5 protein-coding genes are annotated in these 17,487 nt (G+C 74.4%); all 5 read left to right on the plus strand.

Features of this window, described 5'->3' with window-relative positions; translation table 11 throughout:
* The first annotated feature begins 299 nt into the window (after positions 1–299).
* The 5 genes from AB0M11_RS12120 to AB0M11_RS12140 all read left to right on the plus strand — a co-directional run bounded on the left by AB0M11_RS12120 (position 300) and on the right by AB0M11_RS12140 (position 17,484).
* The gene (locus AB0M11_RS12120; RefSeq protein WP_365704140.1) at positions 300–2,189 is read left to right on the plus strand and encodes an RICIN domain-containing protein; all 1,890 of its coding nucleotides are present in this window, start codon (positions 300–302) and stop codon (positions 2,187–2,189) included.
* 438 nt (positions 2,190–2,627) lie between these two features.
* Complete coding sequence (locus tag AB0M11_RS12125) at positions 2,628–5,111, plus strand: glycoside hydrolase family 3 N-terminal domain-containing protein (RefSeq protein ID WP_365704142.1); 2,484 nt, start codon at positions 2,628–2,630, stop codon at positions 5,109–5,111.
* 526 nt (positions 5,112–5,637) lie between these two features.
* Complete coding sequence (locus AB0M11_RS12130; RefSeq protein WP_365704144.1) at positions 5,638–12,522, plus strand: SDR family NAD(P)-dependent oxidoreductase; 6,885 nt, start codon at positions 5,638–5,640, stop codon at positions 12,520–12,522.
* Position 12,523: 1 nt separating this feature from the next.
* Positions 12,524–17,170 (plus strand): beta-ketoacyl synthase N-terminal-like domain-containing protein, encoded by a 4,647-nt coding sequence (locus AB0M11_RS12135; protein WP_365704146.1) that lies wholly within the window; start codon positions 12,524–12,526, stop codon positions 17,168–17,170.
* The gene (locus AB0M11_RS12140) at positions 17,167–17,484 is read left to right on the plus strand and encodes an acyl carrier protein (RefSeq protein WP_181809046.1); all 318 of its coding nucleotides are present in this window, start codon (positions 17,167–17,169) and stop codon (positions 17,482–17,484) included. The genes AB0M11_RS12135 and AB0M11_RS12140 overlap by 4 nt, the downstream gene beginning before the upstream one ends.
* Positions 17,485–17,487 lie beyond the last annotated feature (3 nt).

Genomic DNA, 17,487 nt, shown 5'->3' on the forward strand with positions numbered 1-17,487 from the left:
CGAATCCCGGCCGAGTACGGGATACCGACGGTAACTTATCTGAATTTCCCCATCTTTGAACTCTGGTCACTCCAAGTTCTTGTTTCCTGTGAGACGTGTGTGCAAAGGTGAGCCACCCCGCGGGAGGGGTCCGTAGGTCAGTGCGGCCCGGCGGCCGCTCGTTATGGACCCTAAAGGTACGCACCAATCGGCACTGCATTCCGTCAGGGCGCCCATGCACGCCGTCCTGCGGTACGGGAGGAAACAGTTCAGTGCAACCCCCCTACCCCCCACGCCCGCCATATCCGCCTCGCCCCGGCGTGACCCCGGGGGAGTCCGACCGCGATCTCATCGCGCAGCTCACCGGTGCCCCTGCGGCCAGACACCATGCCGTCGCCCTGCTGCTGGCCCGGCACTGGCGCGCCACCTGCGACTACGCCGTCGTCTGTCTCGCTGCCGCCACGCCCACCGCGCAACTCGTCGCCAGCGCCGCCTTCGAGCGGGTCCTCGGCAGGCTGGCCGGTGGCGCGGTGGGCGGGGCCCTGCGCCCGCAGCTGCTCGTGGCGGTGCGGGAGACGGTCCGCGCGTGGGCCGCCGACGAAGCCGTTTCCATCGTCGCACCGGAACTGCGCAAGACCACCGGCGGTCGCGGACTCAGCGCCGCGAGGCCCGGCACCCCCGAAAGGAGGCAACTCGCCGAGCGCGCTTTCCAGGCCCTTCCGGGAGCTTCGCAATGCCTGCTCTGGCACTGTGAGGTCGAAGGTGAATCCATAAACATACCGGCTGGTCTGCTAGGGGTCGACGCGGTCACCGCCACGGCCGCCCTCGACCAGGCCCGCGAACAATTCAGGACCGGATTGGTGCGCGCCCACCGGGAACTCGCGCCCTCGAAGGAATGCCGCTTCTACAACCGGCTCCTCGACGTTCCCATTCGCCGCGGCGGCTCTTTGCTCCCCGATGTGCAACGGCATCTGACCGACTGCCGGTACTGCCGGCACGCCGCCGAACAGCTCAGCCATTTCGACGGCGGTCTGGAGGTGCTGCTCGCCGAAACCGTGCTCGGCTGGGGTGCCCGCCGCTACCTCGACACGCGGGCCGGCCGCGGCGCGGTCGTCGAGGCCTGGGCGCCCGGCGGCGAACCCGCGCCGGCACACGCACCCGTGTCCGTACCCGCGGCGGCGCACGGCGGGCGGCATCGCATCGTCCCCGACACCGGACGGCGCAAGGCCGTGCTGGCCGCTGTCGGCCTGGTCTCCCTCGCTCTGCTCGCCACGGTGCTGGCGACCAGAAGCTGGTCCGACGACAACGGCGTCCCCCGCCCCGGCGCCACCACCTGGGGAGCACCCGGCGGCGGAGCCACCCGGCCCGGCGCCACCGCGCACCCGCCCTCCTCCGGCTCCCCCTCCACGGCCTCCGTGGGCGAGCCCGTCGAGGTCGCCCACGGCCGGTTGCGCAGCCTTGCCGCCGGGCACGGCCGGGACGCCGGGCGCTGCGTCGACGTGCACGGGGGCGAGCGTGGCCTGCGGGTGGGCGCGGACCTGCGGCTCGCCCCCTGTTCGGGCGCCGGGTCCCAGCAGTGGTCGTACCAGGACGACGGCATGCTGCGCAGCGCGCTCGACCCCACCCTGTGCCTCGTCGCCGACCCCGGTGCGCACCGCGTCGTGGTCTCGGGCTGCCTGGTGCACGCGGGGGAGGTCTCGTACGACCTGACGGTGCGCGGCGAACTGCTGCTGCACTGGGACAGGGACCTCGCGCTGGCGGCGGACGGCACGCGGGTGGTCGTGACGAAGCGGAACGGGTCGGTGCGGCAACGGTGGGTGCTGGAGTCCGGGAGCGGCGGCGGGTCGAGGACGCCGGAGGTCACGCCTCCGGTCGCGTCGGTGCCGGGCGGGACCGGGCCGGCGGGGACCGCCGCGCCGCCGCCCGCTCCGGGAGAGCGGTCCGCCGAGCCGGGGGAGCCGTACGGCACCCGGGTCGCACAGGTCGCTGCCCGGCAGCGTCCCGTCGCCGTCACCCCGACCCTGCCCGGCCTGCCCGCGCATCCGAGGCCGTCGGGCTCGGGCTCGGTCCTCGTGGCGGCCGGCGATGTCCGGCACGCTGTGCAGGCTGTACCGGTCACGGTGAGCGACGTCCTGCACTCGGTTCCCGACATCGCGAGCGGAGTGGGCGGAGTGGGCGGAGTGGGCGGAGTGAGCCGCCTGCTGGGCTGACGTCAGAAGGCCCACGGCCGCGTGGTGGTGCGGCCCCCGCGTCGGGCGTTCGCGCAGTGGTTGCTGCGCAGACCCCCGTCCCGTCCGGCGTCCGGCTGACGCAGGCCAGGACTGCCCGGCCTCGACCGCGCCACGCACCCCTTCACTCGCCCGGGGAAGGCATCCGCCCCCTCTCGCTCCCCGCCCCGGTGGACCGGCCCCGCCGGCTGTCGCTCGTCCCCGCATGCGGTTCTTGTCGGCGCCGGTTCCTTTTCTTGTTCGGATCGTTGACACGAGTCACCACCGGATCTACGTTTCCGACGCGCCGGTGGTACCGCTGACTGTTCGTCAAGGCACTCTGAGAGATGGGGTGTTCACAGGCCGAACGCGCTTCGGGGGCTGCCTGCGGCGTCTTCGCGGTCCACATCGTCGTGCCCGCACACCGAAGGAGTGACGGCCATGTCCGAAACCGTCTCCCGACGATCCGCCCTGCGTCTCACGGCCGGTGCCGTCGCGGTCGCCGCCGCGGCCACCGGCGGACTCGTCCCCCTCACGCCCGCCGCGGCGGCGGACAGACCCGAGGCCGGGGCAGGGCCCCGCGTCGAGCGACTGCTCGCCAGGCTCACGCTCGACGAGAAGATCTCCCTCCTGCACGGGGCCGACGACCCCGACTCGCTCGGCCAGGCCGGCTACGTGCCCGGCGTCCCCCGGCTGAACATCCCGCCCCTCAGACTCGCCGACGGCCCGGCCGGCGTCCGTATCACCGCGCACGCCACCGCGCTGCCCGCCCCTGTGCTGCTCGCCTCCGCCTTCGACCCCGAACTGGCCCGCCGCTACGGTCAGGTGATCGGCCGCGAGGGCCGCGCCCTCGGCCAGGACGTGCTGCTCTCCCCGATGGTCAACCTCATCCGGACCCCCTACGCGGGCCGCAACTTCGAGACGTTCAGCGAGGACCCACTGCTCGCCTCCGACCTGGTCGCCGCCGAGATCCGGGGCATCCAGGGCGAGGGCCTGATCGCGACCGTCAAGCACTTCGCCCTCAACAACCAGGAGCGGGACCGCAACACGATCGACGTGCACGCGGGTGAACAGACCATGCACGAACTCGAACTGCGCGGCTTCGAGGCGGCGGTGGATGCCGGCACCGGCGCGGTCATGGGCTCCTACAACCGGGTCAACTCCACCTTCGCCTGCGAGAACACCACCCTGCTCACCGACATCCTCCGCGATCAGTGGGGCTTCGCGGGCTGGGTGATGACCGACTGGTTCGCCGCCCACAGCACCGTCGCCGCGATCACCGCCGGGCTCGACATGGAGATGCCCGACGGCACGTACTTCGGGACGGCCCTCAAGTCGGCGGTGCGGAACGGCAGCGTGCCCGAACGGTACGTCGACCGGGCGGTACGGCGGATCCTCTCGGTGATGGACCGCTTCGGCCTCCTCGACGGCAGCGCCCCGCCCCGGCCCGGCCGCGACGCCGCGGCGGGCGCCGCCGTGGCCCTGGAGGTCGCCAAGGCGGGCGCCACCCTGCTGCGCAACGAGCACGGCGCACTGCCCCTGGACGGCGGCAGCATCGCGGTGATCGGGCCGACCGGCTCGCTGCCCTTCGTCAGCGGCGGCGGCAGCGCCCACGTCGTCCCCGACCACGCCGACAGCCCTCTCGACGCCATCAAGGCCCGCAACCGCGGCCCGGTCGCCTACGCCCTCGGCGAGGACCTGTTCGGCAAGGCCCTGCCGGCCGATGCCCTCAGCCCCGGCTTCACCAGCGAGGGACAGCAGGTAGGGGCCGGGAAGCAGTGGGCGTACGACGGCACGCTCACCGTCGCCGAGAACGACGAGTGGACCTTCGTGCTCCAGTTCTCCTCCGCGCCCACCGCCCGCCCCAAGGTCCTGCTCGACGGCGAGGAGCTCTTCCCGCTCGCGGCCGGATACGGCGAGTACTTCTCGGGCGGCCTGGTCGCCACGGCCCCCGACGGCCTGGGCGTGCGCCGCAGGACGCTTCGACTGGCCCGCGGCGCCCACACGGTGAAGATAACCGCGGACGGCGGCGACTCGGGGCTGCTGTTCCGGCTGCGCCGCATCACCGGTGTGACCCGTGCCCAGGACGTCGCCGGCGCGGTCGCCGCGGCCCGAGCGGCCCGTCACGTGGTGCTGTTCGCCTACGAGGACGCCACCGAGGGCCTCGACCGCACCACCGTCGCCCTGCCCGGCCACCAGGAACAGCTGATCCGCGCGGTGACGGCGGCCAATCCGCGCACCACCGTCGTCCTCAACACCTCCTCGTGCACCTCGATGCCGTGGCTGGCCGGGACCGGAGCCGTGCTCCAGATGTACTACCCCGGCCAGGAGGGCGCGGCCGCCACCGCCGCCGTCCTCTTCGGCGACAGCGACCCGGGCGGACGTCTCACCCAGTCCTTCCCCGCCGACGACGACCACCACCCGGTGGCCGGCGATCCGCGCCGCTACCCCGGCGTCGACGGTGTGGAGGAGTACTCGGAGGGCATCCACGCCGGCTACCGCTGGTACGACGCACGGGGCGTGCGGCCCCTGTTCCCCTTCGGGCACGGGCTGTCGTACACCTCCTTCGCCTACTCCGACGCGCGGGCGCGCTGGACGCACGGCGGGCTGGAGGTCGTCTTCACCGTGCGCAACACCGGGCGCCGCACCGGGATCGCGGTGCCGCAGGTGTACGTCGGGCCCTCCCCGCACCTCCGAGTCGACCAGGCCGTCAGGGTGTTGGGCGGCTACCGGCGACTGGAGCTGCGGGCCGGGGAGCGCCGGCGGGTGACCGTACGGATCGCCGCGCGCACCCTGTCGTCCTGGGACGCCCGGCACCATCGCTGGACGCTCGGCACCGGCCGGCGGACCGTCTGGGTCGGCGCCTCGTCGGGCGACCTGAGGGCACGCACCGCCGCGTGGGTGGGTGACGGCGGCCGGGCTTGAGTTCCTGTCGGCGAACGGCCGGGGAGCAGGGCTCTCCGGCCGTTTACTTCAAGGGTTTACAAGGATTTTCCCCACCGTGTGTTTCATTTCAAGCGATGTGGTTGACGGCAGGTTTTTGTCAGGATGGTGTGAAGCCTGACGCAGTGGTGCTCGGCTCGGGTTTCCGGTGTGCCACGATCGAGCCAGTAGGCCGAAGTCATCCCGAATTTACAGAGCTCGGCGAGGCCGCACTGCGTGTTGCGCCGCGGTGAGTGCCGGGTGAATGGCCAGGGCGCTTTGACGGGCTTGTGACGGTGTGCCGCCGGCGATCCGGGCGTCGAAGGGGCACCGGTCCGCAGTGGATTGCTCGGTTTTTCGGCTCTTGCGGTGAATTCCTCCCGCTGGCCGAATCAATGCTACCGGACATGACGACTCCCCTCCGTTATTGACCCGCGAGTAATGAACTCGCTAGTTTCCGGGGGCCTCACCAGAGCATTCCGCCGCGCACCTCCCCCACCGTGCTGTCCTCCCGATTATTCGGAGCGTCATGACGTCCCCTGTGCGTGCCGTCGATCTGATCATGTGCATCACCCCATTCGGAGCACCCGATGCCAGGCTCGCCACAGCGGTCTGTGCCGCCGGCGGACTCGGCGTCCTCGACCTGGGCCGCGGCGACCGAAGAACCCGGGAGGCCCTGGCCCGGCTGAGACGGGCGGCACCGGGGCCGTACGGCGTGCGGGTCGCCGCAGGCTGTGCCCTCACCCCGGACGAGCTCGGCCCGGCGCCCGACACGGTGGTCCGGGCCGCCGACGCACCCTGGACGGTCGCCGAACTCGTCCCGCACACCCGTGTGCTGGCCGAGGTGACCGACCTGGCCGAGGCGCGCGCGGCGGTCGCGGCCGGAGCGCACGGGCTGATCGCCCGGGGCGGCGAGAGCGGCGGCCGGGTCGGCGAGCTGAGCACCTTCGTCCTGCTGCAACAGCTGCTCGGCGCAACCGAGTTGGACGTGCCGGTCTGGGCCGCCGGCGGCATCGGACCGCACACGGCGGCAGCCGCGGTGGCCGGCGGCGCGGCCGGGGTGGTCCTCGACAGTCAACTGGCCCTGCTCGCCGAGTCCCGGCTCCCCGAGGCGACGGCGGCCGCACTGCGCTCCCTGGACGGCTCCGAGACGGCGGTGGTGGCCGGGTACCGGGTCCTGCACCGCCGGGGTCCGGACGCCGTGCGCGCTCCCGCCGACGACCCGGCCGCGGTCGCCGGGCTGCTCGGCGCCGAGGACCCGCACACCCAGCTGCTCCCGGTGGGCCAGGACGGCTTCCTCGCCGCGCGGTTCGCCGAGCGGTGGGGTGATGTGCGGCGGACGGTACGGGAGCTGACGGCGGCGATACGCGTGGACGCGGGCGCCGGCGAGGCGCTGCGGCCCGGCACCTCCGCCATGAGCCGTGCCCTCGGCACCCTGCTGCCCGTCGCGCAGGGTCCGATGACCCGGGTGAGCGACCGGGCCGCCTTCGCGGCGGCCGTCGCCGACGACGGGGCGCTGCCCTTCCTGGCCCTGGCCCTCGCCGACGGCGCCCGCACCCGCGAGATGCTGACCGAGGCCAAGGCCGCGCTCGGCGGACGGCCCTGGGGCGTCGGCGTGCTGGGCTTCGCGCCCGAGGAGCTCAGGAACGCCCAGCTCGAAGCGGTACGGGAACTGCGGCCCAGCCACGTCATCGTCGCCGGCGGCCGGCCCGCTCAGGCCGAGGCGCTGGAGCGGGCCGGGATCAGCACCTTCCTGCACGTGCCCTCGCCGGGACTGCTGCGGCAGTTCCTGGAGGCGGGGGCACGCAAGTTCGTGTTCGAGGGCTCCGAGTGCGGCGGTCACGTCGGACCGCGCGCGAGCTTCCCGCTCTGGGAGGCCCAGCTGGCGGTCCTGGAGGACCTCCCGGACGTCGAGGGCGTGGAGGTGTTCTTCGCGGGCGGCATCCACGACGAACGCTCGGCGGCGATGGTCGCCGCGCTCGCCGCGCCGCTCACCGCCCGGGGCGCGGCCGTCGGCCTGCTCATGGGCACCGCCTATCTCTTCACCGAGGAGGCCGTGGACCGGGGCGCGATCCAGCCGCTGTTCCAGCGCCAGGTGATGGCGGCCGCCACCACCGCCCTCCTGGAGACCGCTCCAGGCCACGCCACCCGCTGCGTGCCCAGCCCGTTCACCTTCAACTACCGCGAGCTGGAGGCGGAGTTGCGCGACAGCGGGGTACCGGACCGGCGGGTGTGGGAGGAGCTGGAACGGCTCAACGTCGGCCGGCTGCGCATCGCCAGCAAGGGTGTCGACCGCACCGCTGACGGCCGGTTGACCCCGGTCGACGAACAACGACAGTTCTCCGACGGGATGTTCATGGCGGGCGAGGTCGCCGTCCTGCGCTCGGCGACCACCACCGTGGCTGCCCTGCACCACGCCGTGACCGACAGAGCCGCCGACTTCCTGGCCCGGCGGACGGCTCCCGAGGAACAGACGGAGCCCTCCGCCCCGGCCCCGCTCGACATCGCGATCGTGGGTATGGCCTGCATGTTCCCCGACGCTCCCGACCTTGCCGCGTTCTGGGCGAACGTGGTCGCTGGCCATGACGCGGTGACCGAGGTGCCGGTGGAGCGCTGGGATCCGGCCGTGCACCACGCGGAGGGCGCCACGGCGTCGAAGTGGGGCGGCTTCCTGCCGCCGATTCCCTTCGACCCGCTGAGCTACGGCATCCCGCCCGCCTCTCTCGGTCATGTCGAGCCGGTGCAGTTGCTGGCCCTGGAGGCGGCCCGGCGTGCCCTGCAGGACGCCGGATACGGGGAGCGGGGGCGGACCTTCGACCGCTCGCGCACGTCCGTGGTCTTCGGCGCCGAGGCCGGTAGCGACCTGTCCAACGCGGCCACCCTGCGCGCGGTCCTGCCCTCCTACTACGGCAAGGTGCCCGACGGCCTCGACGAGCAGCTGCCCCGGCTCACCGAGGACTCCTTCCCGGGCATGCTCGCCAACGTCATCTCCGGACGGATCGCCAACCGTCTCGACCTGGGCGGCGCCAACTACACCGTGGACGCGGCCTGCGCCTCCTCCCTGGCCGCCGTCGACGTGGCCTGCAAGGAACTCACCGCCGGCACCAGCGACGTCGTCCTGTGCGGTGGCGCGGACCTGCACAACGGCATCAACGACTACGTCCTGTTCTCCTCGGTGCACGCCCTCTCGCCGACGGGGCGCTCCCGTGCCTTCGACGGCTCGGCCGACGGCATCGCACTGGGTGAGGGCGTGGCGTGTGTCGTGCTGAAGCGGCTGACCGACGCCGAGCGCGACGGCGACCGGATCTACGGTGTGATCAAGGGGCTGGGTGCGTCCAGCGACGGCCGTTCCCTGGGCCTGACCGCGCCCCGGCCCGAGGGGCAGCGGGCCGCGCTGCTGCGGGCGTACCGCAGCGCCGGTATCTCCCCGGCCCGGGTCGGCCTGGTCGAGGCGCACGGCACCGGGACCGTCGTCGGTGACCGTACCGAACTCACCATCCTCAGCGAGGTGTTCGCGGAGGCGGGTGCGGACAACGGTGGTTGTGCGCTCGGGTCGGTGAAGTCCCAGATCGGGCACACCAAGTGTGCCGCAGGGCTTGCCGGCCTGATCAAGACCACCCTCGCCCTGCACACCGGCGTCAAGCCGCCCACCCTGCATCTGGACCGTCCCAACCCGGCGTGGAAGGAAGCGGACAGTCCGTTCGCCTTCCACACCGAGGCGCGGCCCTGGGCGGCTCCGGCTGGCGAACGGATCGCGGGGGTCAGCGCGTTCGGCTTCGGCGGTACCAACTTCCACGTGGTGCTGGCCGCCTACGACGGCGCCGTACCGCCGGAGCAGGGGCTGGAGGTCTGGCCGGCTGAGCTGTTCGTGTTCCGCGGCCGGGACGAGCAGGCCGCCCACCGGGGCGTCGAGGAGATCCTCCGGGCCGCCGACAGCGGGGCCTGGCGGTTGCGGGACCTGGCGCTGGCCGCGGCCCGCCGCGCGGACGCCTCCCACGAGGCGGTACGCGCCGCGGTGGTCGCGAGCGACGTGGCGGGACTGACCGGACAACTGCGCCGCGTCCTCGCGGGCGAGCACGACCCGGCCGCCGGCATCCGTCTCGCCGGACCGCGGCCGGACTCCGAAGCCGACGGCAAGGTCGCCTTCCTCTTCCCCGGCCAGGGCAGCCAGCGCCCCGGCATGCTCGCCGACGTCCTCATCGCCTTCCCCGAACTGCAGCACTACCTCCAGCTCGGCCGCGCCCACGCGGACACGCTCTACCCGCCCGCCGCCTTCGACGACGACACCCGCGAGCGCCGCCGGGCCGCCCTCACCGACACCCGCGCCGCCCAGCCCGCCCTCGGCATCACCGGACTCGCCGCCCACGCCTTCCTGACCGCGGCCGGTGTCCGCCCGGACATGGCCGCCGGACACAGCTACGGCGAACTCGTCGCCCTCAGCGCGGCCGGTGCGCTCACCCCCGAGACGCTGCTGGAGCTGAGCGCCGAACGTGCGGCCGCGATCCTGGCCGCCGCCGGCGACGAACCCGGCACCATGGCCGCCGTGTCCGGCCCGGCGGACGACGTCGAGCGCGCGTTGCGGACGGCCGGCGCGCCGGCCGGCGTGGTCGTGGCCAACCACAACTCGCCCCGGCAGACGGTCATCTCCGGCCCCACGGAGGAAGTGACCGAAGCCGTACGGCTGTTGCGCGCGGCCGGCCTCGGTGCCAAGCGGATCCCGGTCGCCTGCGCCTTCCACAGCCCGGTGGTGGCCGGGGCGGGGGACCGGTTCGCCGAAGTCCTCGCGGACGCGGCCGTACGGCCGCCCGAGTTCCCGGTGTGGTCCAACCGCACGGCGGCCCCCTACCGGCCCGACGCCGACGCGGTACGCGCCGAGCTCGCCGCTCAGATCGGTTCCCCGGTGGCCTTCGCCGCCCAGATCGAGGCGATGTACGAGGCCGGGGCCCGCGTCTTCGTGGAGGCCGGGCCAGGAACCGTCCTCACCCGGCTCGTCGGGCAGATCCTCGGTGACCGCCCGCACACCACCGTGGCCTGCGAACCCCGTGCCGGCAGCGGCCTGCGCGGCTGGCTCGACGCCCTGGCCCAGCTGGCCGTGGCCGGCGCACCGGTGGGCACCGCCTGGCTGCTGCGCGGCCGGGACGCCGTGGACGCGCTGCGCACCCCGGCGCCGAAGCGGCCCGGCTGGACGGTGGACGGACAGCTGGTGCGCACCGCCGCCGGAGACCTCCTGCCCGGTGCCCTCGCACCGGCCCGACGAGTCGTGGAGACGACGACAGTGACGACGAACCCGCCGCACGGCGCCCCGGCCGACCGGGACGCGCTGATCTCCGAGTTCCTGCGCACCAGCCGGGAGATGATCGCCGCCCAGCGCGATGTGCTGCTCACCTACTTCGGGACGACCCAGGCGCAGGTGCCGGCCGCACCGGTGCTCGTGCAGCTGCCGGCGGCCGAAGCGGTCGTACCGCAGCCCCGGCCGACGGAACCCGCACCCACACCCGCTCTCGCCCCCGCCCCGGTGGCCGAACCCCCGAACGCGGCGCCCGACGTCGAGCGGGTCGTCCTGGAGATCATCAGCGAGCGCACCGGCTACCCCGTGGACATGATCGAGCCCGACCTCGATCTGGAAGCCGACCTGAGCATCGACTCGATCAAGCGGGCCGAGATCGCCGGCGAGCTGGCGAAGCGGCTGGGGATCGCGGGCGGTGCGGAGACCCTGGACGACGCCGAGCTGGAGGAGCTGGCCAAGGCGCGGACGGCGGCGGCCGTCACGGGATGGCTGCGGGCACGCGTCGGCACCGGGGCGCAGGAGACGGCCACGGCTCCGGTCGTACCGGCCCCGGCCGCCGACGACGGGACGGCCGCCGCGCCCGAGCCGTCGGCTGCCGCCGTGCCCGGTCACGGCGTACCGGAGCCCGCGCCCCACCCCGCCGCGGCCGACGAGCTCCCCGCGGGCGTGGCGCCGAAGCGGTTCGAGATGCGGCCGGTGGCGCTGGCGCAGCCGGATGCCGTGGCCGACCCGGCCGCCGTGCTGTCCGGCAGGCGGTTCGTCGTCCTCGGGGACGGCGCGCACCTGGTGGCACGGCTGGCCGGGTACGGCGCGGAGGCGGTGACGGCGGACGCCGGCCACCTGCTCGGGGAGGCGGACGGAGCCGTGGACGGCGTGCTGTATCTGGGCGCGCTGCCCGGCAGTGACACGCCCCTGCTGCCCGACGCCTACCCGGTGCTGCGGGCGGCCCTGGCGCGTGGCCCGCGCTGGCTGCTGGCCGCCCGCCCCGCCGACGGCGCGGACGCGGTGCGCTCGGCCGGGCTGCACGGGCTGTTCAGGACCGCGGCCCGGGAGTACCCGGACACCGTCGCCCGAGTGGTGACCCTTGAGGACAACGCCCCGGAGGCCGTCGCCGACGCGCTGCTCGCCGAGCTGCTCGCACCCGAGTCCGTGCCGGTCGTCCTGCGCACGACCACCGGCCGGCAGGGCCTCGAACTGGTCGAGGCGCCGCCCGGCGCGCTGGCCACCAACGGCGCCGGACCGGCCGGCGCGGGAGCCGCCGAGGCCGCCGCCCTCGGCCTGGACCGGGACTCGGTGGTGCTGCTGGTCGGTGGCGCCCGGGGCATCACCGCGAAGTTCGCGGTCGCCCTCGCCGCCGCCTGCCGCTGCCGGATCGAACTCCTCGGCCGCACCCCCGCCCCCACCGGCCCCGAGGCCCCGGACACCGCCGTCGCCCGCACCCCCGCGGAACTCCGCGCCGCGCTCGCCGCCCGCGGTGGCCTGCGGCCCGCCGAGATCAACCGGGCGGCCGAACTGGTCCTGGCCCAGCGGGAGATCACCGCCACCCTCGACGAACTCGCCGCGCTGGGCAGCGAGGCCCGCTACCGTGCCGTCGACTTCCGCGACCACGACGCCGCGCTCCAGGCCGTCAAGGAGATCCACGCCGACCACGGCCGCCTGGACGGGGTCGTGTTCGCGGCCGGGGTGATCGAGGACCGGCTGATCGCCGAGAAGACCCCCGAGTCCTTCCAGCACGTGTACGACACGAAGGTGAACGGCGCCCGGACACTGCTGGCGGCCCTGGACGAACTGCCCGACAAACCCGGCTTCATGGTGCTGTTCGGCAGCATCTCGGCCGTGCTCGGCAACCGCGGCCAGGCCGACTACGCCGCCGCCAACGACGCCCTGGAGAGCCTCGGTGCCGGCTGGGCGGAGCGCACCGGGAACCGCGCGCTGACCGTGCACTGGGGGCCGTGGGCGCCGACCGGTGGCCACACGGGCATGGTGAGCCCGGAACTCGGGCGCGAGTACGGGCGGCGCGGGATCCAGCTGATCGACCCGGAGGAGGGCACCGCCGCGCTGCTGCGGGAGCTCGCCTGGGGCCAGGAGTCCGTGCGGGCCGTCGTCTACACCGCCTCGGGCTGGTGACATGAGCGACGACGACCGTCGGACACCGGTGGCGATCGTGGGCATGGCGGTGCTGTTCCCCGGTGCCGCGGGCCTCGACGCGTACTGGCGGAACCTGCAGAGCGGCACGGACGCCATTACCGACGTGCCGGACGGACGCTGGGACGCCGACTACTACCGGCCCGGGACGGCGGCCGGGCCCGCCGTCCCCGACCAGGTGTACTGCCGGCGCGGCGGCTTCGTGGACGCGCTGGCCGAGGTGGAGGTCACCCGGTACGGGATCATGCCGAACTCCGTGGCCGGCACCGAACCCGACCAGCTCATCGCCCTCGACGTGGCCGCGGCGGCGATCGCGGACGCGGGCGGCGCGGACCGGCTGCCCGACCGGCACCGGATCGGCGTGGTGCTGGGCCGGGGCGGCTATCTCACCCCCGGCCTGGTCCGGCTCGACCAGCGGGTCCGCACGGCCGGGCAACTGGTGCGTACCCTGGGCGAGTTGGTGCCCGACCTCACCCCGGGCCAACTGGCACGCGTGCGCGAGGCGTTCACCGAGCGCCTCGGTCCCGCCAGCCCCGAGTCCGCGATCGGCCTGGTGCCCAACCTGGCCGCCTCGCGCATCGCCAACCGCCTCGACCTGCGCGGCCCCGCCTACACCGTGGACGCCGCCTGCGCCTCCTCCCTGGTCGCCGTCGACCAGGCCGTCACCGAACTGGCCGCCGGGCGCTGTGACGTGATGCTCGCCGGGGGAGTGCACCACTGCCACGACATCACCCTGTGGAGCGTCTTCTCCCAGCTGCGCGCGCTCTCCCCGAGCCAGCGCATCCGCCCCTTCCACCGCGACGCCGACGGCATCCTCATCGGCGAGGGCACCGGAGTCGTCGTCCTCAAGCGCCTCGCGGACGCCGAACGCGACGGCGACCGCGTCTACGCCGTGATCCGCGGCACCGGCGTCGCCAGCGACGGCCGCACCGCCGGACTCGTCAACCCCGACCCCGGCGGCCAGACCCACGCCGTACGCCAGGCCTGGCACGCGGCGGGCCTCGACCCCGCAGCCCCGCACTCGGTCGGCCTGCTGGAGGCGCACGGCACCGCCACCCCGGCCGGTGACACGGCCGAACTGGCCACACTGGCCCAGGTGTTCGGACCGAACCCCGGAGGCGAGCGGGCCGTGCTGGGCTCGGTGAAGTCGATGATCGGGCACACCATGCCGGCCGCCGGCGTCGCCGGGCTGGTCAAGGCCGCCCTCGCGCTCCACCACGCCACCCTGCTGCCCACCCTGCACTGCGACGACCCGCACCCGGCCCTAGCCGCCACCCGCTTCCGCACGCTGGACCGGGCCGAGCCCTGGCGGACCACGGCGGAGCAGCCGGTGCGCCGGGCCGGGGTGAACGCCTTCGGGTTCGGCGGGATCAACGCCCATGTGGTGCTGGAGGAGGCCCCGGGCAACCGTGCCACCGCCGTCGGCCGCGGCACGGGCAGCACGGTCGGCACGGGAGCACGCCGCACGGAAGGCACCCAGCCCCGCGTCGCCGAGGTCACCGAACCCGAGCGCGTCCTCCTGCTCGCCGCCGGCACCCCTGAACAGATGACCGCGATCCTCGCCGCCGACGACTCCGCCGTCCTCGCCGCCGGCCTCGCGCCGGAAGAGACCCACCCCGAGGCGGGCCCGGTCCGCCTCGGCATCGTCGACCCCACCGCCAGGCGGCTCGCGCTCGCCCGGCGCGCGGTCGGCAAGGGCCGCGCCTGGCAGGGCCGCAACGACGTGTGGTTCCGCCCCGCCGCGCTGCTGCGCCCCGGCAAACTGGCCTTCGTCTTTCCCGGTCTGGAAGGCGAGTTCACTCCCCGCGTCGACGACATCGCCGCCCATTTCGGCCTCCCCACCGTCACCGGCCCCGCCACGGACGCCGTGCGGGTCGGGGACGTGGGCCGTCACGGGTTCGGTGTCGTCGGCGTGGGGCGGCTGCTCGACGGCGCGCTGCGCCGGATGGGCGTGGTGCCGGACGCGGTCGCCGGGCACAGCGTCGGCGAGTGGACGGCGATGGTGGCCGCCGGGCTGTACGCGGGGGACCAGGTCGACGCGTTCATGGCCGGGTTCGACCCCGACGCGGTCACCGTCCCGGGCCTCGCCTTCGCCGCCGTGGGCGCCCCCGCCGACCGGGTCCTCGCCGCACTCCACGCGGACCGGACGGACGCCGGGATCGTCCTCTCCCACGACAACGCCCCGAACCAGTCGATGGTCTGCGGCCCGGACCGGGCCGTGGCGGACTTCGTCCGCGCCTTCCGGGCCGACGGCGTGCTGTGCCAGGTGCTGCCGTTCCGGTCCGGTTTCCACACCCCGATGCTGGCGCCGTACCTGGCCCCCATCCGGGAGTCCGCCGAGCGCTTCCGGCTGCACCGGCCGACGGTCCCGGTCTGGTCCGGCACCACCGCGGCCCCCTTCCCCGCGGCCGAGGCGGAGGTACGCGAACTCTTCGTCCGGCACCTGCTGGAGCCGGTCCGGTTCCGGCAGCTGGTCGAGGCCCTGTACGCCGCCGGGCACCGGGTCTTCGTCCAGACCGGCCCCGGCCAGCTGGCCTCCCTGATCGGCGACACCCTCGGCGACCGCGACCACCTCGCCGTCGCCGCCAACTCCCCGCACCGCACCGGGCTCGCCCAACTCCGGCGCGTGGCAACAGCGTTGTGGACCGCCGGTGCCGCTGTCGCACCGGCGTTGCCCGCGGCGGCCGGACCAGCGCTGCCCGGGGCGGCCGCCTCGGCCCGGCGGCGGCCGCCCGTCAGACTCGACCTGGGCGGCGCGCTGGTGTCCCTGGACGGTTCCGAACTCGCCGGACTGCGCACGGCCTTGGGCAGCAGACGGCCCCCCGCCGGACCGTCCCCGCTGGACGACCTCGCCGCCCGCGTCCCGGCCGCCGCCGAACTCGACGCGTTGCTGCGGGAGACGGCGGACACCGCGGCGGCCGTCCTCACCGCGATCCGCACCGCGCCCGGCACCACGGCCGCAGGCACCGCCCGAGCCCTGCCCCGCACCCCGGTCCCCGGCACCGCCCGAGCCCTGCCCCGCACCGCGGCCCCTGCTCCGCCAGCGCCCCGGCCCACCGCGCCCCCCGTCCCCGACTCCCGCACCACCACCCTCCGGGTGTCCCCGGAGGCGATGCCGCACCTCCTCGACCACTGCTTCTTCCCGCAACGCCCCGGCTGGCCCGACACCGAGGACCGCTGGCCGGTGGTCCCCGCCACCACGATCGTCCAGCACATGACGGACGCGGCCGAGCAGGCCACCGGACTGCGGGCGGTGGCCCTGCACGGCGCCCGCTTCGACCGCTGGCTCACCGCCACACCCCCGGTCGACGTCCCGGTCACCGTCACCCCCGAAGGGCCCGGACGTGTCGCGGTCACCTTCGGACCCACCGCCCGCGCGGTCGTGGAGGTGGCTCCGGAATACGCCCCGCCGCCGTCGGACCCGGCCAGGCCCCCGGCCGCCGAGCGCACCCCCGACCACACCGCCGCCGAACTGTACGCCGACCGCTGGATGTTCCACGGCCCGGCGTTCCAGGGTGTCACCGAGCTCACCGCGATCGGTGACCGGCACGTCCGCGGGGTGATCACGACCCCCGTCGCGCCGGGTGCGCTGCTGGACAACGTCGGCCAGCTCCTCGGCTACTGGATCATGTCCACCCGCACCGAGCGGACCGTCGTCTTCCCGGTGCAGTTGCGGGAGACGCGCTTCCACGGTCCGCATCCCGCCCCCGGCACCGAGGTCGGCTGCCTGGTGCGGATCACCTCGCTCACCGACACCGTCCTGGAGGCGGACGTGGAGCTCACCGTCGGCGGCCGGGTGTGGGCCCGGATCGACGGCTGGCAGGACCGTCGCTTCGACAACGACCCGCACACCCGCCCCGTCGAGCGCTTCCCGGAGCGCAACACCCTCTCCGAGGCCCGGCCCGGCGGCTGGACCCTGCTCCACGAACGCTGGCCGGACCTCGCCTCCCGAGAGCTGATCATGCGCAACTCTCTGGGCGGAGCTGAGCGTTCGGAGTACGCGGAACGCCCACCGCGCGGCCGCCGGCAGTGGCTGCTGGGCCGGATCGCCGCCAAGGACGCGGTACGGCAGTGGCTCTGGCAGCACGGCGAGGGTCCGGTCTTCCCGGCCGAACTCCGGGTCCGCAACGACGCCGTGGGGCGCCCGTACGTGGTCGGCGTGCACGGCCGCACCCTGCCCGACCTGGACGTCTCGCTCGCCCACCGGGCCGAGGCGGCGGTGGCGATCGTACGTCCGCACACCCCCGGCCCCGGTCCTGGCATCGACCTCGAAGAGGTCACCGAACGCGACCCGGCGGCCATGGCGGCCGCGCTGGGCACGGACGAACTCCGGCTGCTGCACACCCTTGCCGCGGACGGTTCGGCGGCTGTGTGGTTCACGCGGTTCTGGGCCGCCAAGGAGGCCGTCGCCAAGGCGGAGGGCACCGGATTCGACGGCCGGCCACGGGACTTCACCGTCCTGGAGGCGACCCCGGACGGCAGCCGGCTGCTGGTCTCGGGCCGGCTGGAACGCGCCTACCCGGTGCACTGCGCGCCGGTCCGCAATCCCCCCGCACTGCCGGACCGCGACTACGTCGTGGCCTGGACCACCGGACCGGCAGCCGCAGACCCCGAGGAGGACCCGCGATGAATCCCACCGAGCCCGAAGTCCGCGCCGACGAGGAGGCGGTCCTCGCCGACCTCGCGCGGATGCTCCGCACCCTCCTGGAGGAGTACGGCGACGACGACGCCGAGATCGGCATGAGCACCACCTTCAACCGCGACCTGGAGCTGGAGAGCATCGACCTGGTCACCCTGGCCGGGCTGTTGGAGGAGCGGTACGGCAAGCGGGTCAACTTCGCCGAGTTCCTGGCCGGGATGGAGTTCGACGAGATCATCGAGCTGACCGTCGGCCGGCTCGTCGAGTACGTGGTGTGGAGCCTGAAGGCCACGGAGGCGGGCTGAGCC

This window comes from Streptomyces sp. NPDC051987 (assembly GCF_040680735.1).
Classification (GTDB): domain Bacteria; phylum Actinomycetota; class Actinomycetes; order Streptomycetales; family Streptomycetaceae; genus Streptomyces.

Bases quoted from the DNA above. Each gene is read 5' to 3' on its own strand.
- AB0M11_RS12125 (WP_365704142.1), top strand. From the start codon at position 2,628: ATGTCCGAAACCGTCTCCCGACGATCCGCCCTGCGTCTCACGGCCGGT.
- AB0M11_RS12130 (WP_365704144.1), top strand. From the start codon at position 5,638: ATGACGTCCCCTGTGCGTGCCGTCGATCTGATCATGTGCATCACCCCA.
- AB0M11_RS12135 (WP_365704146.1), top strand. From the start codon at position 12,524: ATGAGCGACGACGACCGTCGGACACCGGTGGCGATCGTGGGCATGGCG.
- AB0M11_RS12140 (WP_181809046.1), top strand. From the start codon at position 17,167: ATGAATCCCACCGAGCCCGAAGTCCGCGCCGACGAGGAGGCGGTCCTC.